The following is a 17781-nucleotide window of genomic DNA, read 5'->3' as shown; positions in this document are numbered from 1 at the left end:
GTGTGTACTGGGAAGTTTCTGGGCAGCGACCCACGGGCCGACGGTAAGTTTGGTTATGTGAGGCGTCCTTGCGCTTCAGGAGCGGGCGGCCGCTCAGGTGAGGGGGAAGCAGGGCTGCTAGGCGGCAGTGGCGGCTTGAATCGCCGCAGACGCAAGGCATTGCTCAGCACGAAGACGCTCGAAAAGCCCATCGCGGCGGCGGCCAGCACTGGGCTGAGCCGAATCCCGAAGGCCGGAATCAGCACGCCCGCCGCCACCGGAATCAGCAGAATGTTATAGCCAAAAGCCCAGAAGAGATTCAACCGGATGTTCCGCAGCGTCGCCCTGGAGAGGGCCAGTGCATTGGGCACGCCGCGCAAGTCGCCCGACATCAGCACCACGTCCGCCGTCTCCACGGCCACGTCCGTACCTGTGCCAATCGCGATGCCCACATCGGCTTGAGCCAGGGCGGGCGCGTCATTGATGCCGTCGCCGACAAAGGCCACCTTCTGACCACCCGCCTGCAACGCCTTGACCGCCTCAGCTTTGTCGCCGGGCAACACCTCGGCCTGCACTTGGTCAATGCCAAGTTGCCGAGCAATCGCCTGAGCGGTGCGGGCATTGTCCCCGGTGATCATCGCCACCTTCAATCCTTGACTGTGCAAGGCCGCCACCGCTTCCCGACTACCCTCCTTGACCGGGTCGGCCACTGCCAGAATCGCGGCCAACTGACCGTCTAGGGCCACGTAAAGCGGACTCTTGCCTTCATTGCCGAGTTGCTCAGCTTGCGCGGCGAACACGTCTGGACTCAAGTTCAACTGCGCCATGTAGCGGTCTGCGCCGACTTGAACCCGCACACCGTTCACGCTGGCTTCCAGTCCAAAGCCCGGCACCGCCTGAGATGACTGCGGCGCGGACAGGCTTAGGCTCTCCCGTTTGGCCGCGTCCACGATGGCGCGGGCGATGGGATGTTCACTGTCTTGCTCGGCGCTGGCGACAAGACGCAGCACCTGCTCACGTTCAAATCCAGCGGTCAATTCCAGATCGGTCAGTTCCGGCTGGCCCTTTGTCAGTGTGCCAGTCTTGTCCAGAGCGATGACCTGCGCCGCCTGTAAGCCTTCCAGCGCCGTGCCACTCTTGAACAGCACCCCCAGTTCGGCGGCCTTGCCAGTGCCGACCATCACGCTGACTGGAGTGGCCAGGCCCATCGCGCAGGGGCAGGCGATAATCAAGACCGCGACCATGTTGATGAGCGCCTGACTGAGCGCCCCCTCGCCACCCAAAAAGAACCACGCGGCAAAGGTCACGGCGGCGATGACCAGCACGATAGGCACGAACACCGCCACCACCTTGTCGGCCAGCCCCTGAATCGGCGGCTTGCTGCCTTGGGCCGTCTCGACCAGCTTGATGATCTGCGCTAAAGCCGTGTCATTGCCCACGCGGGTCACGCGCAAAGTCAGTGCTCCGTTGCCGTTGAGGGTGCCGCCGATGACGGCCGCACCCTGTGTCTTTTGAATGGGCACGCTCTCCCCGGTAATCATGCTCTCGTTGACGTAACTCTGACCCGCCAAAACTTCGGCATCCAGCGGAATACTCTCGCCGGGCAAGACGCGCAAGGTGTCGCTGACTTGCACTTCGTCTACAGAAATCAGGCTTTCTATATCGCCCCGCAAGACCCGCGCCTCTTTGGGTTGCAAGGAGAGTAGGGTCTTCATCGCTTCGCTGCTGCGCCCCTTTGCTAGCGCCTCAAAATACTTGCCTAGCAAAATCAGGGTGATGACCACGCCCGACGCTTCGTAATACACGTGCGCCGTGCCCGCTGGGAAGAGTTGCGGCGCGAGGGTCACGGCCAGACTGTAGAAGAAGGCGGCGGAAGTGCCGATCATTACCAGCGCGTTCATATCGGGGCTGCGGTGCTTGAGGCTGGCCCAGCCTAGGCGGTAAAAGCGGCGTCCGGGGCCGAACTGCACGGGGGCCGCCAGCGCCAGCATGATCCAGTTGAGGGCCGTCATTGGGACTGCCCTCATCAATGCGGCATCCAGCGCCGGAACCAGCATCGGCAGCATGGCCAGTAGCAGCAGCGGGACGGCAAACACGGCACTGAAGACGACTTGCGAGCGCAGGTGCGAGACTTCCGCTTCACGGGCCGCCCGCTGGGTGTCCACGCCTGCTTCTCCGGCCTCTGTTTCCAGCACACCGTAGCCTGCTTCACGCACAGCGGTCTTGAGCTGGCCCGGCGTGGTGCTGGCAGGCAAATACTGAATGTGGGCGCGTTCGCTGGCCAGATTGACGCTGGCGCTCAGCACGCCGTCTACCTTACTTAGGGCACGCTCTACGCGCCCCACGCAGTTGGCGCAGGTCATCCCAGTGATCGGGAGATCAAGCTCGGCGGTGATAGGTTCGTACCCCACATCGCGCACTTTGGCGATCAGTGTCTTGGCATCAGTCTGGGCCGCGTCAAAGCGCACGGTGGCCCGCTCGGTGGCGAGGTTGACGGTAGCGTCCTCAACGCCGTCCACCTTCTTCAGCCCGCGCTCCACCCGGCCCACGCAGCTCGCGCAGGTCATCCCCTGCACACCAATCTCCAGTGTTGCCGATTCGTTTGCTGTCATCTGATCTCCTTATCCCCCCAGGGGGGTTTAGTTAAGTATAGAGGAAGCAGAAGCTTAAAATCAAACTAGGAGACGATAAAAACATCTTTGATCTTACCTGTTTAACTTGACACCCTGTTGGGGAGGATATAAAATAACGCCATGACTACAGAACTGAACATCAGCGGCATGACCTGCGGGCATTGCCAGACTGCCGTGACCAAAGCCCTCAAGTCCGTTTCAGGCGTGCAGGACGTGAACGTTGATCTGCAAGGCGGCACCGCTCAAGTGCAGGGCCAGGCTGATCCCCAAGCACTCATGGCTGCTGTCAAGGAAGAGGGCTACGGTGCCCAGCTCCGCCAGTAAGCCGGGAACTCCCTGCGAGTCTTCCGGCAGGTTGTGTATGCCGGAAGACTCCCGCAAACGCGCCTCGCGCCGCCTGAAGATCGCACGCGGCCACCTTGACGCCATCGTGAGAATGCTGGATGACCCCGACGCTTACTGCGTGGACGTGCTGAGGCAGATTAAAGCGGTGCAGGGGGCCTTATCGGGTGCGGGCGAGGTGGTGCTGCGCGGCCACTTGGAAGCGCACGTGGCCACATCGCATCAGCGCGGCGACAGTATCGAGATCGTCGAGGAACTGATGGAAGCGCTCAAATACACCTGAATCAGGCGTACTCCGAAGCGCTCCTCCTGCTGGCCCGACGGCTGACGGGAGGTTTTTTCTACTCCACCTCCCACATCACAGTTTCCTTTACGCGAACTTAACAGGACCGCTCTAGCGTGGTCGGTGAGGTTACACCTATGAAAAATAAACTCAAGACTGTTTCGCTGATATCCGCCCTTTCCCTGGCCATGTTAGGCCTGGCCCCAGCGCAGAAGATGGACAGCATGCCGGGGATGACCCACACTGTCCAGGCAGACAAGAACCTGTCCAGCCTCAGTGGCAAGGCCTTTGATCGCGCTTTCCTCTCCATGATGATCGTCCACCACCAAGGGGCCATCGACATGAGCAAGGCCGTGATCAACAACGTCAAGGACGCGCAGGTCAAGACCTGGACGAAAGCCGTTATCAGCGCCCAGCAAAAAGAAATTAAAGATATGACCAGTTGGCTGGGTAGCCTCGGTGGGGTAGACAAATCCTGGCAAACCGGCATGGCCAAGGAGATGGACGGGATGCTGGCGGCACTGAAAACCAATAAAGACAGCGACGCCGGATTTGTCACCGGGATGCTCCCGCACCACGCCAGCGCCATTGAGATGGCCACGTTGGCCCTGCAAAAGAGCAGCGACGCCCGCGTGACCAAGCTGGCCCGCGAGATTATCCGCACCCAAGCCGACGAGATGTACCTCTACCGCCAGTGGCTGATCAAGCGCGGCATTTGAGATTGGTTCAAGGAGGCGTATGGCCCGCATCCTGATCGTCGACGATGACCCGGCCATTCAGGAAATCCTGGCCGCCTACCTGGCGACGGAAGGACACACGGTACTGAGCGCTGTCAGCGGTGACGCCGCCTTGCCACTGATGGGCAGTGCTGACCTCGCCATTCTCGACTGGATGCTGCCGGGCTTCAGCGGACTGGAAGTCGCCGCCGAGGCCCGTGCACGCGGATTGGAACTGCCCATCCTGATGCTGAGCGCCCGCAGCGAGGAGGAAGACAAGTTGCGCGGACTGGCCATCGGCATTGACGATTACGTGGTCAAGCCCTTCAGTCCGCGTGAAGTGCTGGCCCGCGTGCGCGTGTTGCTGCGCCGGGTGGGCGTGCGGCATGAAACGCGCAGCGGTGAGCTGTCACTTGATGCGCGCAGCCGCCGGGTGACGCTCAGCGGCGAGGTCATCGAGCTGTCGCGACTGGAATACGATCTGCTCATCACACTGGCGCAGCACCCCGGACTGGTCTGGAGCCGCGAGAGATTGCTGGAGCGCTTGTGGGACAATTCGCTGCCGGGATCGTCCCGCGTGGTCGACGTGCATATCACCAGCCTCCGAAAGAAGTTGAGCGACGATCCGGAGCACCCGCGCTACATCGAGACGGTGCGGGGTGTGGGCTACCGCTTCAAAGACGAGCTGGTATGAGAGGATGAAACTCTTTCCTCGACTGTTTTTATCGCATCTGCTGGTCATCATCGTAGCGCTGGGCGCACTCCTGCTGATTGCCGAACTGCTCGCCCCTGCCTTCATCCGCCACCATGTTGAGCAGATGGTGGCGCTGATTGGCCCGAACGGCGCTTCCCTGCGCCCAGACCTGGAGCGCGGCGTGCGCGGCACTCTCACCTCCGCGCTGATCGCCTCGGTGCCGCTGTCATTGACGGTGGCGGCGCTCACGGCGCTTTTTTCGGCCCGGCGGATGATGCACAGCGTGGCCCTGCTGCGCGACGGGAGCCACGCCATCGCCGCAGGTGAGTACACCCGCCGCCTCCCCGAACAGGGTCAGGACGAACTCACCGATCTGGCCCGCCATTTCAACCGCATGGCCAGCGCCCTGGAGCAAGTAGAAAGGGGCCGCATTGAGCTGATCACCAATGTGGCTCACGAACTCCGCACGCCGCTCAGTGCCCTGCGGGGTTACGCTGAGGCGCTGGAAGATCAGGTTATGAATTCTGCCGCTGCGTCGCAGGCCATCATCCGCGAAACCCGCGCCCTGGAACGGCTGGCCAGAGACCTTAGCCTGGTGTCAAGGGTGGAGGCGGGCGCGGTGGAGTTGCGCCTCAGCAACTTCCAGCCGCAAGAGGTCATGCAGGCGGCAATCGCACGCTTTGAAGGCGCAGCCGAGGAGCAGGGGTTGCGTCTTGAACTTGATTTGCCCCACCCCTTCCCTGCCGTGACCGGGGATGAGGAGCGCACCTCGCAGGTGCTGGCCAATCTGCTGAGTAACGCCGTGCGCCATACGCCCAGCGGCGGTCAGGTCAGCCTTAGCGCCCGTCAGCAGGGCGGAGTTGTCATTTTTGAAGTGCGGGATACCGGCGTTGGCATCCCGCCGGAACACTTAAGCCGTATTTTTGAGCGTTTTTACCGGGTGGATGCGGCTCGCACGCGCAGTGACGGCAGCGGCGTAGGCCTGACGATCGCCAAAGGGCTGGTCGAGCGCATGGGCGGCAGTCTCAAGGTCGAGTCCAGCGCCGCCGGGAGCGTGTTTACTTTCACCTTGCTGGCGGCGCATCACGGGTAGAGCCGACATTCAATGCAGCATCCGCGCCAGCCCAGACAGTAACGCCAGCGCGGGTGCAGGCCAGATCCCCAGCAGCAGCGTACCGAAGGTGGTCAGGCCCAGCGCCCAGCCGTACCCCGGCTCACGGTGCAGCTCAGTCTCACCTTCGGGGGAGCGCAAATACATCTCCACGACGGGCCGAAGGTAGTAGTACAGCCCCAGCACCATATTCAGCGCCGCGAACACCGCCAGCCAGGTCAGCCCACCCGACAAGGCCATTTGCAGCAGCAAGACCTTGCCCAGAAACCCGGCCAGCGGGGGAATTCCAGCCAGCGAGAGTAACGCCAGCGTCAGCAGCGCCGCCGTACCGGGGGCAGTTTTTGAAAGTCCACGCAGACTGGTGAGCTGGTCTTGCCCACTTTTCCGTTCGAACTGCGCCACCACCGTAAATGCTGCCAGATTCATGAAGGCATACGCCGCCAGATAGTAGCCTGCTGCGCTCAGTGCTCCTGGCACTGTTCCGGCCACCGCCACTGCCATCAGCACGTAGCCCGCCTGCGCGATGCTGGAGTAAGCCAGCAGCCGCTTGAGCCGGGTTTGGCGCAGCGCCGCCAGGTTGCCCAGCAGCATAGTCAGGGCGGCCAGGACGGCGATCAGGATGGGCCAGCCCGAAAGCCCGTTTGGAAAGGCGATCAATAGCAGCCGAAGCAGTCCGGCGAATCCGGCGATCTTGGGCAGCACCGAGATGAAACCCGTGACCGGCGCACTCGCTCCGGCGTAGACATCCGGTGCCCAGAAGTGAAAAGGCACGGCGGTGATCTCGAAAGCGTAGCCCACCAGAATGAGCGTCAGCGCCACCCAGACCCACACCGGATCAGCTCCGCCCAGCGCCGCACCGATGCTGCTCAGCGACAGACTTCCGGTCAGGCCGTAGAGAAAACTCAGGCCGTAGGCCATGACTGCCAGCGCCACCGCGCCGTAGATGAAGTATTTGAGCGTGGCCTCGTTGGCCCGCTTACCGCCGCGCGTCACGCTGACCAGCAGGTAAGAGGCGGTGCTGAGCATCTGGAGGAACAGCACGATCAATCCCAGATCTAAGCTGCCCGCCAGCGCCACCCCGCCCAGCACGGCAAACATCAGCGCGACGGGGGCGTGCGGTTCGGCGTCGCGTCCATGAAAGTAAGCGGCGATGGGCAGCAGAGCCAGTAAAGCCGAGCCGATGATCAGCAGCTTGAAGACGCTGCCGAAGCCGTCCAGCGCGTAGGTGCCGCAGAAGACGGCTTGCTGGGGGAAGTTGAGGGTTTGAATGTTCAGGAACAGCGCCACGACCATGCCGAATCCCGCGAAGATGGACGGCAGCGCCCGCCATTTGCCGCGCACCAATCCGGCCAACGGAACGAGCAGCAGGCAGGTCAGCGCCAGAGCCAGTTCCGGCCCGATGGCCCACAGATCAAGGCAGTTCATGTTCAGCGTCCCAGTGCCGCGAGGGAGCGCACGGCATTGGACAGTGGCTCCAGCAGCACAGCAGGTAAAATGCCCAGCAACAGCGAGAGAACCGCCAGCGGAACAATCGCCCACAACTCACGCCCGTTCAAGTCCTGAATATTCAATTCTGCGGGTTTCTGACCCATCAGCACCCCTGCCAAAACGCGCAGATACAGGCCAGTGGAAATAAGCAGCCCAAGAACCGTCAGCACTGCCAGCCATATGTTCACGCCCACCGTGGCCCCGATCACCTGAAACTCGGCCACAAAGCCCGACAGCCCCGGCAGACCCAGCGAACCGAAGGCCAGCAGGCCCAGCAGTCCGGCGAAGCGCGGCAGCGACATCAGCCCGCCGAACGCGTCAATATTGCGCGTTCCGGCGCGGTGGCCCAGAATGCCCACCAGAAAGAACATCCCGCCAGTCAGCAGGCCGTGACTGACCATCTGGAAGGCCGCACCGTTTAAGGTCAGCTCGCGCACTGCCAAATTACTGGTGAGTCCCCAGATGCCCGCCGCTAACATCACGTAACCCATGTGGTTGATGGAGGTGTAAGCGATCAGCCGCTTGAGATCGCGCTGCGCCAGGGCCGCCAGTGCGCCGTACACCAGCGAGATGATGCCCAGCGCGGCCAGCAACCAGGCGTAGCGCTGCACCGTTTGCGGCATCAGCGGCAACAGGATAAACAGCAGCCCGTACGCGCCCATCTTGAGTTGAGCGCCCGCCAGCATCACGCTGCCCTCGGTGGGCGCTTCCACGTGCGCGTCGGGCAGCCAGTTGTGGAGTGGAAAGGTGGGCAGTTTGACACCGAAGCCCAGCAGCAACCCCAGCATCACCCAGAAGGCGGCAGTGGTCCCGGCGTAAGGCTGCGCCGCCGCGACTGCCGCGATGGAGAAGCTGTGGGCCGCGCCGCCCGTGCCCGGCGTGCCGAGATACAGCGCCAGAAAACTCAGCAGCATCGCCAGGCTGCCCGCCCGCGTGTAGAGAAAAAACTTCATGGCCGCATACCGCCTGCCCTCGCCGCCCCAGATGCCCACGATGAAATACATCGGCACCAGTGCGACCTCAAAGAACAGGTAGAACAGCAGCAAATCCTGAGCCGAGAACAGACCAATCAGGCCGGTGCCCATCAGCAAAAAGAGGAAGGCGTGTTCCTTGACTCGCTCCCGTTCCGATAAGACGTAGACCATGACCAAGGTCAGCAGTAGGGCCGTGAGAACGATTATGGCGAGGCCCAGCCCGCTCAGGCCCACGTCGTAACTCGCGCCGATGGAGGGAACCCAATTCGTGACCGTGCGCGACTGAATGCCGCCCGCCCTGCCATCAAAGCTGAACCACAGCCACAAGCTGCCAAGCAGTGTCAAACCAGCGCCGCCCAGTGACGCCCAGCGCAGCAAAGCGGGACGCGAGGCGGGGAGGGCCAGAATCAGCAACCCAGTCAGCAGGGGCAGGAAGATAATGAGGTTCAGCACAAGAATTCTCCAATGAGGTGCGAATTGAACGGGCCGCTCAGTGCCACAGCACGGCCCCCACGGCCATGACCAGCACCCAGCCGAAGAGAATCAGGGTGTAGAGGTAAATCTTTCCGGTTTCCAGACCGCGTAGCCGGGTGCCCAGGTTGCCCAGACTTCGGGCCAGGTTGTCAGCTCCCTGTGCGAAGCCGCCTTCCTCGGCGCGGGCAGTCAGATTCGCGCCCGACAGTGTAAAGTCGGCGACTACCCGCCCGGAAGTATCAAAGCTGGACTCCGCCCGCTGAACGCCGAGACTGCTGCCCAGCGCCGCGTGAGCGGTAGATCGTGCCGCGCCGTTCAGTCCCCCTTCCAGCCGCTGCAACCCGAGTGAGAGTGCCCAGGTGCCCCGCGCCATGCCCACCATCAGGCCTTCCAGCGCCGTTCCCAGCACACGCGGCCAGTCGCCGAGAGCGGGAGTAGCACTCAAACGAACGGCCCACACACCGCCCCAGGCGAGGCCCAGAACACTCGCAGAGATGGCCGCAATCCGCCAGCCCAGCGTCACTTCCGGCGACGGAGTGAAGGGCAACAGGCCGCGCAGCACTTCACCCAGAACGCCGCCGAACAGCGCGGCAACGGCCAGAATCAGACCGGGCCAGGCCATCAACGCACCGACTTCATGCGCTTTCGCGTTCTCTCTCCTCGGCCAGAAGGTCGCCACGCCCGCCCGCGAGATGTAGACGCCCGCCAGAAAGATCAGCAGCAGCATAAACGCGCCGACGAACGTTCCGGCCTGAACCGCCGTGCCCAGAATGGCCTCCTCGCTCCAGAACGCGCCGAAGGGGGGCACTCCAGCCAGCGTCAGGCCTGCCAGGGTGAAGGTAAGGGCGCTCAGCGGCATTAATCGCCACAGGCCGCCCAGCCGCCGCATGTCCAGCGTGTCCGCCGCATGCTGCACGGCCCCCGCGCTCAGAAACAGCGCCGACTTGAACAGCGCGTGGACCCCCAGATGGGAGGCGGCAGCAAACGGCCCGCCCAGCCCATAAGCGAAAAACATCTCTCCAAGTTGCGACACTGTTGACCACGCCAGCACCCGTTTGAGATCCGTCTGGGCGGTAGCGACAAGGGCCGAGAAGAGCGCCGTCAGGCCGCCCACGATGGCCACCGCCAGCAGGACGGCGGGCGCAGCGGCAAACAGCGGTTCTAGCCTCAGCAGCAGGTACACGCCCGCCGCCACCATCGTCGCCGAGTGCAGCAGCGCTGAGACTGGTGTGGGGCCAGCCATCGCGTCGGGCAGCCAGGCGGTCAGCGGGAGTTGGGCACTCTTGCCAATGGCCCCGATCAGGAACAGGGCGGCCAGCAGCGTGGCGGGAAGCGTGTTCACCCGAGTCAGAAACGTGGCGATGTCGCTCGTTCCGGTCAGATTCAGCGCCAGCAGCCAGCCGAGTAGCAGCCCCACGTCGCCCACTCGCGTCATCAGAAAAGCCCGGAATGCCGCTTTGTGCGCTTTTTCCTCGGTGTAGTGGAAGCCGATCAGCAGGTACGAGGCCAGCCCCACGCCCTCCCAGGCAGCGAACAGCAGTGCGAAGGAGTCGGACAGCACCAGGGTGAGCATCGCGCCGATGAAGAAGGAAAAGGTGGCGAAGAATCTAGGCTGCCCCTTTTCCCCCCGCATGTAGCCCACTGCGTAGACGCTGACCAGCAGGCCGACGCCCGCCACCAGGTAAGCCAGCAGCTTGGAGAGGCCGTCCAGCGAGAGGCCCACCGTTATCCGAAATGCCCCGCTTTCAAACCAGAGGCCTGACAGCGCCGGACTCGCCCCACCGATCAGCAGCAGGGCCAGCAATGACAGGACGACGCCCACAAGGTTCAGCCAGCCCGCATATTTGCTTTGCGATATACCGATCAGCAGCGAAATGGCCAACGGCGCGAGCGGCACGGCCAGTAGCAGGGCTGTCATCCTTTCAACTCCTGATAATCGTCCACTTGCTGCGTCTGGCGGTTGCGGTAGAGCAGCATCATGATGGCGAGGCCGACCGCCATTTCAATCGCTCCCACCGTCACGATCAGGATGGTGAAGATCTGACCGGAGTAGTCCTGCGGATGCACGTAGCGCCAGAAGGCGATGAGATTGAGGCCTATGGCGTTGAGCAGCACTTCCACGCCCATCAGCACCATCACGGCGGAGCGCTGCGCCACCACCGTGTAGATGCCGATGCCAAATAAGAGAGCCGCCACGATCAGGTAAGCACTGAGGGGAATGGTCACGATTCGTCCTCCGGCTCCAGCTCAATTGAAACTGGATTCTTGTCGGCGGTGACGTAAGCCTCACGACCCTGATCCGAGGGGTGCGAACCAGGGCGCTGCAAAAACACGGCTCCGAAGATGCCCAGCAAGATCAGCAGGCCTACGCCCTCGAAAGCCATCATGTATTTGCCCATCAGCAGCATGCCGATCTCTCGGGGCGAATCGGTGCTGAAGGCGGCACTCGTGACGGGCCAGGTGGGACGCCACAGCAGCAAACCCACCAGCACGGCGCTGAAGGCAATACCGATTGCCGCTGCCCAGGGCCGGGCGGGTGTGACCATGCTCATGTCCATATCCATGTTGCCCATGTCCATGTCGCCGTGATCCATGCTGGAATGATCCATCTGGCCGTGCTCACAGTCCTTTTCTCCACTCGTCGGACTGTTCCCGGCATCGCCGTGCGTCATGGCATGGTTCTCCCCCATCTGCTGCTCGGCGGCACCGTGGTTCATGCCCGAGTGATTTATGGCGGCGTAGTCGTGTGGCTTGTGGGCCGCGTCCTCGTCGCCCATGTCCATGTCGGCCATCTCGCCGTGACTTTGCGGTTGAGCTTGTTCGGACAGGCCTTCTTGGTCGTCACTGTTGTGCATGGCATGGTGATCGTGTTCCCCGTCTATCTTCATCCCGGAATGTTGCATTGCGGCGTGATCGTGAGGCTTTTCCCCGTCTGAGTCTTCCTCTCCGGCCATGTCGTCCTGGCCTGAATGCTCCTCGCCCTTGTCCTGTGGTTTCAGCCCCCGGCTGAATAGCCGCTCAACCGGCGACATGTCCATGCCTGCCATCATTGCTCCGCCAGGGTCCATTGAGAACAGCAGCATGAAGAGGATCATCACCAGCATCCCGCCGATGTACATCATGATTTGCAACAGGCCGAGCAGATCAGCGGAGAGCAAGATAAACAGGCCTGCCACGCCGATGAACGAGGCCATCAGGAAGATGCCGCTGCGGAACATGCTCATGGTGGTGGACATGCCGAGTGCGCCCAGCACCGTCAGCAGCGTGAACAGAATGAAGGCGACCCACTGCGCTGTTTCACCTAACATCATTGCGGCCCCACCCCTGCGAGAATCAGACCGCCGACAACCAGGACGTTGAGGAGTCCGGCAGGAATCAGAATGCGCCAGGAGAGTGAGAGCATCTGCGCGGTGCTGAGCGGCTTGAAGCGTCGCCCCAGCCACAGCATCAATGTCATCAGCGCGAAGGTTTTGAGCAGCATCCAGACGGGCGGCGGCAGCCAGGGACCGAGCCACCCGCCCAGGTACAGCACCGCGCCCATCGCTGAGATCACGAACAGCAGCCCAGCCAGCGCAGCGCGCCACATCAGCGCTTTCCAGCCGCCAACAAAGTTCAAAAATCCGCCGCCGAGGTGTTCTGAGAGCGGCTCGTAAAAGGGAGCGCGGTAGGCCTGCATCAATCCCGTGACGAGGTACAGGATGAAGCCCAGCGGTTGAAGCACGATGAACCACACGTCACGCTGCGCCTCCACGATCTGTGTCGTTGAGAGGGACGCGGCCATCATTAACGCTCCGACATAAGCGAGTCCCAGGGGTATTACGTAGGAGACGAGCTGCGCGGTGATGCGGTAAAAACTCTCCACGGCATTTCTCGTGCCCGCGCCCCAGCCGCTCAGTGCCACGCCCAGCACCACAAAATCCACCACCACAATGAAGTAGAACGCCCCGATGCCCAAGTCAGCGCCGATGAGTCTTGGACCAAACGGCAAGACCGCCGCCGCGACCGTCACGCCGAACAGTGCCGAGATTGGCCCCGCCGGGTACATCCAGCGGTCGGCGTGTGTGAGCACAACGTCTTCGCTAAGCTTGAGAGACTGCGCCGCCCCTACCGCCAGAGTCAAGGCCCGTTCCAGCCAGAAGGTGAATGCCACGCCTACAACCAAGGCCAACAGGGTAAAGAATGCACCGCCGACTACTCCCATTCCAGCCCGCCCATTCGCCAAGCGTAAAAGAGCCCAGAGAGCAAAATGGCGATGAACACCAGCATATCCAGAAACGCTTCCAGCCCGATGCCCCGGAACACGACAGCCCAAGGGTACATAAAGATCATTTCCATATCAAAAGCGAGGAAGATCAGGGCGTAAGTGGGGAAGCCGAAACGGTACTGCTTCCAAGCGCCCAGCTGGCTCAGCTTTTTGACGTTGGGACGCCAGGCGGCAGCAGCGAGCAGCGCCAGCCCGAAGATGAACAGAGCAGCCAGGGCGATAACGGAGTAAAGATTGAGCAGCATAGGTTCCCCTTCCCAGTCAAGTTATCTTCCCCTTCCCTACTTCCGATTAGGTATGGTGCTTGATACCGGCGTCAACACCAGCGTTTCACCGTAAGTGCTGCGCGGCCCGAAGATCAGGTCTCGCGCCAGAAGGTGTGTCTGCTGCTTGGCGGTGGCGTGAACCCCTGAGCGGGCAGTCAAGGTCAGGGTGATCGGGGCTTCGCCGGTCATCTTGTCAATCCGTTCAAGCGTGCTGATCCGGACACCTTGAGCGTTGATCACTGCCGCGCCACGGTAGGCGATCAGCGAAGTGGGAGCTTTGGCGTAGCCGACCGGGACGCTGCCCAGTGCTTTCAGGGCGGTGCTGAGCTGCTCGTCTACCAGAGCTTTTCTCTGCCCGAATTGAAGTTCCTGGAGCACAGCTCCTAAATGCTGCAAGACCTCTTTATAACTTCCACCCAACGCGAACGCTCCAACCTGAGCGGCCTGACAGGCAGCTTTGATTGTTGTGATTCGTTGCTGTTGGCTCTGCGGCGTGCTTTGAAGGCCATCCAAAGCACGCCGCAAGCCTTGTTGCAAGCTGGCGGCTGGAGTTTGCTTGAGCGGAGTGATACTCGGCGGTTTCTGGAATGGTGGAGGCGACAAAGAGCGAACGGCACTGACTCGGACTTCGGTGACAGGCCTGTTCTCTTGGGCCGCTGCCAGCGGGAATAGGCAGCTGAAGCCTGTCAGCCCCAGCGCTGAAATCGCCAGCAAGGAGCCTGCCAGCCTCCAGCCCTTAGCGTCTTGGCAGTTTGAATGCTGCCCAGTGGACGGCTGATCTTGCAATCGGCCTGCTGAAATCTGATCCCCGTCTTGTTTCTGCTCTCGCTCGGTCATCTTCTTCGCCTCCCCGTAGCGTGGCCGCCGCTCACTCCACGCCATGCTCCCAACCCTTCCTGATCAGCAGCTCTCAATCTCAGGGCCAGAAGGTGTGAATGGCAGGCTGCAGCTAAGCCCCAACGGCGAGCAGCGTCTTATAACCCATCACCGCGTCCATTTGGATGGATTCATCCATCCACCTTTCGTTGAGCTCCGAGATGAGTCAAAACGTTTACTCTCTTAGACTAAGCTTGCATTCCATTCAGCAGTGCTTGACACGCCTGCTCGCAGCGGCGGCAGGACTCGGCGCAGAGTTCGCAGTGCTTCATATTCATCTTTTCGGCATGCTGCTTGCACTCGTCGCCGCAGGCTTTGCAGGCCGCTAGGCAGGACTGCACTTGAGCGCGAATGACACTCAGTTCAGGCTGGGTCTGACGGATCAGTATCCGCCCGGTGGTGTCACAGATGTCGGCGCAGTCCGAGTTGAGCCGGATGCAGTGGGCTAGGTGCGAGAGGTGTTCGGTCTCGCCTAGGCAGGCGTCGGCACAGCTTGTACAAACCTGGGCACACTCGAAGCAGGCGCTGATGCATTCCACTAGAGCACTCATCTCGAATGGCGACTGGCCGGACTGGGGGTGGGTTTGCAGCATGCGCTGAATGAACTGGGTGGCAGACTGGGTCATGGTGTTACCTCGGGCAAACAGAAGAGATGGCGGAGTGGTTCAGAGAGGGCAGGCACGGGGTTTACATCGTTTCTACCTCCTGACGAGCGCCGCAGGTGACGGGATGCTGGCCACCTCCTTCCAAAATGACGAATTGGTCGCCGTATTTACTTGCTTTCCAGATCGGCAATCAGCGCTTTCATCTCGGCAATCTCGCGGCGCTGCGTTTCGATGATGCCGTCAGCCAGCTTCCGTACGCGGGGATCAGTGATATTGGCCCGCTCACTGGTCAGAATGGCGATGGAGTGATGCGGGATCATAGCTTTCATCCAGGCCACGTCGCCCACGGTGGCTTGCGAGCGCACCAGCCACAGGGCAAGCGCGAAAAGAACGGTGCTGCCCATGACGATGCCAATATTGGCGCTCCTGCTCTTGTACATGCTCATCATGTAAGCCAGCATGATGACCGCCATCACCGCGCCCATGTAGAGGGCCATCCACATCCGCGTCTGGCTGAAGTAGACATGGTCAAGCTGGTAGGTGTTGAGATACATCAGGCCAAACATGACGACGGTGGAGGTGGCGATCATGGCTGCGAAACGGCCATAACCCCCCATTGCTTTGTTCATGGGTTGTTTGCCAGTCGGGGAATCTGAATGATTTTGCGCTGGTTGCGGAATGCTCATCCCCGCAGTTGGCACGGGCCATGTTAAGCTCTTGTAAAGTTGATGGTTGCCTTAATGACCGTTCAAGGTATCCTCAAGATGTAGCGCGGCTCAACGACAAAGAACGAGCGCCCTGTTCCTCCCCAAATCAAGCTGAGTTGTGGAGGAGTGGCGTGGGAGTTTTTCTCTCTGCCCTCACGTGATCGCAAGATCATTATGCGAAGGTCGAGCAGGGCGGAGGAGTTGACGACACCTTCACCTGGCGTTTGCTCACGTTCCTACTTGATGGCTGCATATACAAGCGAATCAAGCAGCGGAATCCGTATTCGACAGCATCGGTAGTCGTGTCATTTCATCTCCGGCCCTGTCAGCCCGGATCACAATAACCAACTGAAGATGACGCTTCCCTCACGCTGTCAATTTCTCTCCTGGCTCACCAGGACAACGCTCGCTCTTGGCCTGGGCCGCGTGCAGGCTGCGCCCGTCAGTCACCCTGACCCTCTTCCCCTCCCCCTGGTCGAGCCGTTCACGTATCCGGCAACGGCGGGCCCCGGCCCTGCCGAGACTGACCTTGCCCAACTTTCCGGAAGTTCATCGTTGCGAGTACGCCACCAACGGCGTGTCGGAAGCGGCCCACACGGTGCTGCTGATTCCCGACGCCGAGGTTCAGCCCAGTCATGTCCAGGCGCTGACCCGCAGGGCGGTCGAGCAGACCCTGGCCGTGCGCACTTCTCGCGCGGAGGTGGCCGTCAGCGCTTACCGGGCCGGAAACTATTAGGGCTTCGGCGGTCCCGCACCGCTGCTAACCGTCTCAGTGCCGCGTGCCCGGCTGGGCGAATTCATCGCCGCCTTCGCCCAGCCGGGGCGGGTCTACGACCAGATGTAGGTCAATCCGGACCAGGTTCCCGCCGCCGTGCGGCCCGCTTCCCACGAATTTGAGAAGGTCCCGGTGTATGTCGGAACACCCCAGGGGCTGGCCGCTCAACGGGTACGCCAGCTCGCCGATCAGCTCAATGGTGGCGTCCACAAAGGCGTCTTCTTTCATGGCAGTCCACATCACCGGAACGCTGCTCTGTCTTTTGATGATGCGCCGCATCCGATCTACGCACCGCTGCTGCTTGAAATCTTGCAGCGGGCCAACGTGAAGGCGACTTTCTTCTGCATCGGACGCAACGTGCGGGCCTACCCTTACTACATTTGTGACATTCAAGCGCACGGCCACGAGATCGGCAACCATACCTTCCATCACGTCCGGTTGACAGGGCTGCCACTCCAGACGGTGAAAGACGAACTTCAGCAGTGCAATCAGATACTGAGCGCCATCACTGGCAAGGCAGTGAAATACTTCCGGCCTCCGGGCGGGCGCTGTTCCCCAGAAACACTGGCGGTGGCCGGGTCACTTGGGCTGACGACCGCCTTCTGAACCGACGACCCGGCAGACTTCGACAAGACCAGCCAGACAATCCTGAAAAGTCGGCTGGTCAGAAAGCTGCGTGCTGGCGGCATCGTCCTGTTGTACGACAATGTGCTCGAGAGTCTGCGGGTGCTACCGAGATTCATCGCGGTGGCGGCGGGTCAGCGGATCAAGCTCGAAACGGTCGCTGAGCTGGCAGAGACCGGTTGAGTGGACGGTGTCGCCTTCATGCCGCCGCAGTGAGGCAGGGTCAGCTCGGGGCAGTTTGCCCAAAGTCTGAAGGCGAGCAGCGCCCTCGGTAACTGGAGGGGAGGCCACTCTACTAGATCCACACTAAGTGAGTCGGTGCGTTACTTGTTCAAGCCGGGCAATTGCACAAGGCGTCAGGCCAAAATGTTCAGATAGATTCTTGGACCTTGAGACGAGTACTGAAATAGGCCAGGAAAATGCCGTATTCATCATGTCTTGGGCGCTCTGGCCTGACATCCATTTAGGGTGTATCCCAGGTTGACAGCTTCGCTTGTCTAGTCTTCGCGTTGAGAACGGCCAGCGCGGTGAAGTTTGCCAGCAGGACTGGCAGTGTCAGCCGCCAGCCCACCCGGAAGTACTCGGCCCAGACCACCTCAATGTTCTTTGCCCGCAACATCGTCAGTTTCATCCCGCTGTCCGCCCCAGTCACCGCTAACAGCGACAAATCATCTGCTTAGCCGCTGGCAGGTGGGCGTCCTGCAACTTCAGGATGGCGAACAGGACTGCTGAGTGTGTGAGCCGCGACGCTCTGAGGAGAGTAAGCTGCTGGAGACGGAGCAGTCTCGCCACGCTGCCCGAAGGGTTTTTTGGAGCGGAGCGTTGCCCCTCTGCTTCCCACAACCTGCCGGGTATCCCTGAAGACGAGATTCTTTAAAGCCAGACTCTGAACCCGTCAGGGTAGCCCTCGACTCGCCTGGCCGCTTTCTAGCCCGCGAGCATGATGCGGTCACTCTGCTTTCGACGCACC

At 61.4% G+C, this 17781-nt stretch carries 19 protein-coding genes; 7 read left to right on the top strand and 12 right to left on the bottom strand.

The features are described from left to right. Positions 1-53: 53 nt before the first annotated feature. Positions 54-2591, bottom strand: a complete 2538-nt coding sequence (locus FNU79_RS10020) for a heavy metal translocating P-type ATPase (RefSeq protein WP_143720714.1) — start codon at positions 2589-2591, stop codon at positions 54-56. Between the two features lie 141 nt (positions 2592-2732). Here FNU79_RS10020 and FNU79_RS10015 point away from each other — a divergent pair, with 141 nt between their 5' ends. From FNU79_RS10015 to FNU79_RS09995, 5 genes are all read left to right on the top strand, one after another. Continuing rightward, positions 2733-2936 (top strand): CopZ family metallochaperone, encoded by a 204-nt coding sequence (locus FNU79_RS10015; RefSeq protein ID WP_143720713.1) that lies wholly within the window; start codon positions 2733-2735, stop codon positions 2934-2936. 37 nt (positions 2937-2973) lie between these two features. After that, positions 2974-3237 (top strand): metal-sensitive transcriptional regulator, encoded by a 264-nt coding sequence (locus FNU79_RS10010; RefSeq protein ID WP_143720712.1) that lies wholly within the window; start codon positions 2974-2976, stop codon positions 3235-3237. A gap of 137 nt (positions 3238-3374) precedes the next feature. Beyond that, positions 3375-3956, top strand: coding sequence for a DUF305 domain-containing protein (locus tag FNU79_RS10005; RefSeq protein WP_143720711.1), 582 nt, complete (start codon positions 3375-3377; stop codon positions 3954-3956). Between the two features lie 19 nt (positions 3957-3975). Beyond that, positions 3976-4647 (top strand): winged helix-turn-helix domain-containing protein, encoded by a 672-nt coding sequence (locus FNU79_RS10000; RefSeq protein WP_143720710.1) that lies wholly within the window; start codon positions 3976-3978, stop codon positions 4645-4647. A gap of 4 nt (positions 4648-4651) precedes the next feature. Beyond that, on the top strand, positions 4652-5740 hold the full coding sequence (locus FNU79_RS09995; RefSeq protein ID WP_143720709.1) for a sensor histidine kinase: 1089 nt from the start codon (positions 4652-4654) through the stop codon (positions 5738-5740). Positions 5741-5749: 9 nt separating this feature from the next. On the opposite strand, the gene FNU79_RS09990 is transcribed toward FNU79_RS09995, so the two are convergent. The 10 genes from FNU79_RS09990 to FNU79_RS09945 all read right to left on the bottom strand — a co-directional run bounded on the left by FNU79_RS09990 (position 5750) and on the right by FNU79_RS09945 (position 15295). Next, a complete protein-coding gene (locus FNU79_RS09990) occupies positions 5750-7183 on the bottom strand; it encodes an NADH-quinone oxidoreductase subunit N (RefSeq protein ID WP_143720708.1) in 1434 nt (477 codons plus the stop codon). Positions 7184-7185: 2 nt separating this feature from the next. Then, positions 7186-8673, bottom strand: a complete 1488-nt coding sequence (locus tag FNU79_RS09985) for a complex I subunit 4 family protein (protein WP_143720707.1) — start codon at positions 8671-8673, stop codon at positions 7186-7188. Between the two features lie 37 nt (positions 8674-8710). Continuing rightward, the gene (locus FNU79_RS09980; protein WP_143720706.1) at positions 8711-10612 is read right to left on the bottom strand and encodes an NADH-quinone oxidoreductase subunit 5 family protein; all 1902 of its coding nucleotides are present in this window, start codon (positions 10610-10612) and stop codon (positions 8711-8713) included. Then, positions 10609-10920 (bottom strand): NADH-quinone oxidoreductase subunit NuoK, encoded by a 312-nt coding sequence (gene nuoK / locus FNU79_RS09975; RefSeq protein WP_143720705.1) that lies wholly within the window; start codon positions 10918-10920, stop codon positions 10609-10611. The genes FNU79_RS09980 and nuoK overlap by 4 nt, the downstream gene beginning before the upstream one ends. Next, the gene (locus tag FNU79_RS09970; RefSeq protein WP_225430007.1) at positions 10917-12005 is read right to left on the bottom strand and encodes an NADH-quinone oxidoreductase subunit J family protein; all 1089 of its coding nucleotides are present in this window, start codon (positions 12003-12005) and stop codon (positions 10917-10919) included. Before FNU79_RS09970 ends, nuoK begins: the two co-directional genes overlap by 4 nt. Continuing rightward, complete coding sequence (locus FNU79_RS09965) at positions 12002-12856, bottom strand: complex I subunit 1/NuoH family protein (protein ID WP_225430006.1); 855 nt, start codon at positions 12854-12856, stop codon at positions 12002-12004. The genes FNU79_RS09970 and FNU79_RS09965 overlap by 4 nt, the downstream gene beginning before the upstream one ends. A gap of 29 nt (positions 12857-12885) precedes the next feature. Next, positions 12886-13203: an NADH-quinone oxidoreductase subunit A gene (locus tag FNU79_RS09960; protein WP_143720703.1), complete on the bottom strand. Its 318-nt coding sequence runs from the start codon at positions 13201-13203 to the stop codon at positions 12886-12888. Positions 13204-13239: 36 nt separating this feature from the next. Next, a complete protein-coding gene (locus FNU79_RS09955; protein ID WP_143720702.1) occupies positions 13240-13602 on the bottom strand; it encodes a hypothetical protein in 363 nt (120 codons plus the stop codon). Between the two features lie 686 nt (positions 13603-14288). After that, a complete protein-coding gene (locus FNU79_RS09950) occupies positions 14289-14726 on the bottom strand; it encodes a four-helix bundle copper-binding protein (protein ID WP_143720701.1) in 438 nt (145 codons plus the stop codon). Positions 14727-14872: 146 nt separating this feature from the next. Further along, positions 14873-15295, bottom strand: a complete 423-nt coding sequence (locus FNU79_RS09945) for a DUF305 domain-containing protein (protein WP_225430005.1) — start codon at positions 15293-15295, stop codon at positions 14873-14875. Between the two features lie 646 nt (positions 15296-15941). Here FNU79_RS09945 and FNU79_RS09940 point away from each other — a divergent pair. Next, positions 15942-16148, top strand: a complete 207-nt coding sequence (locus tag FNU79_RS09940) for a hypothetical protein (protein ID WP_143720700.1) — start codon at positions 15942-15944, stop codon at positions 16146-16148. Between the two features lie 135 nt (positions 16149-16283). Then, positions 16284-16793 (top strand): polysaccharide deacetylase family protein, encoded by a 510-nt coding sequence (locus tag FNU79_RS09935; RefSeq protein ID WP_143720699.1) that lies wholly within the window; start codon positions 16284-16286, stop codon positions 16791-16793. Positions 16794-17274: 481 nt separating this feature from the next. On the opposite strand, the gene FNU79_RS09930 is transcribed toward FNU79_RS09935, so the two are convergent. After that, a complete protein-coding gene (locus FNU79_RS09930) occupies positions 17275-17442 on the bottom strand; it encodes a hypothetical protein (protein ID WP_185974669.1) in 168 nt (55 codons plus the stop codon). Between the last annotated feature and the right edge of the window lie 339 nt (positions 17443-17781).

The sequence above is a fragment of the Deinococcus detaillensis genome (genome assembly GCF_007280555.1).
Taxonomy (GTDB): Bacteria; Deinococcota; Deinococci; order Deinococcales; family Deinococcaceae; genus Deinococcus; species Deinococcus detaillensis.
The sequence above is the reverse complement of the archived record's forward strand: the minus strand, read 5'-3'. Positions and strand labels throughout refer to the sequence as shown.

Coding starts and splice junctions, on each gene's coding strand:
- FNU79_RS10020 (WP_143720714.1), bottom strand. CDS start 2,591: ATGACAGCAAACGAATCGGCAACACTGGAGATTGGTGTGCAGGGGATG.
- FNU79_RS10015 (WP_143720713.1), top strand. CDS start 2,733: ATGACTACAGAACTGAACATCAGCGGCATGACCTGCGGGCATTGCCAG.
- FNU79_RS10010 (WP_143720712.1), top strand. CDS start 2,974: ATGCCGGAAGACTCCCGCAAACGCGCCTCGCGCCGCCTGAAGATCGCA.
- FNU79_RS10005 (WP_143720711.1), top strand. CDS start 3,375: ATGAAAAATAAACTCAAGACTGTTTCGCTGATATCCGCCCTTTCCCTG.
- FNU79_RS10000 (WP_143720710.1), top strand. CDS start 3,976: ATGGCCCGCATCCTGATCGTCGACGATGACCCGGCCATTCAGGAAATC.
- FNU79_RS09995 (WP_143720709.1), top strand. CDS start 4,652: ATGAAACTCTTTCCTCGACTGTTTTTATCGCATCTGCTGGTCATCATC.
- FNU79_RS09990 (WP_143720708.1), bottom strand. CDS start 7,183: ATGAACTGCCTTGATCTGTGGGCCATCGGGCCGGAACTGGCTCTGGCG.
- FNU79_RS09980 (WP_143720706.1), bottom strand. CDS start 10,612: ATGACAGCCCTGCTACTGGCCGTGCCGCTCGCGCCGTTGGCCATTTCG.
- FNU79_RS09970 (WP_225430007.1), bottom strand. CDS start 12,005: ATGATGTTAGGTGAAACAGCGCAGTGGGTCGCCTTCATTCTGTTCACG.
- FNU79_RS09960 (WP_143720703.1), bottom strand. CDS start 13,203: ATGCTGCTCAATCTTTACTCCGTTATCGCCCTGGCTGCTCTGTTCATC.
- FNU79_RS09950 (WP_143720701.1), bottom strand. CDS start 14,726: ATGACCCAGTCTGCCACCCAGTTCATTCAGCGCATGCTGCAAACCCAC.
- FNU79_RS09945 (WP_225430005.1), bottom strand. CDS start 15,295: ATGATCGCCACCTCCACCGTCGTCATGTTTGGCCTGATGTATCTCAAC.
- FNU79_RS09930 (WP_185974669.1), bottom strand. CDS start 17,442: ATGAAACTGACGATGTTGCGGGCAAAGAACATTGAGGTGGTCTGGGCC.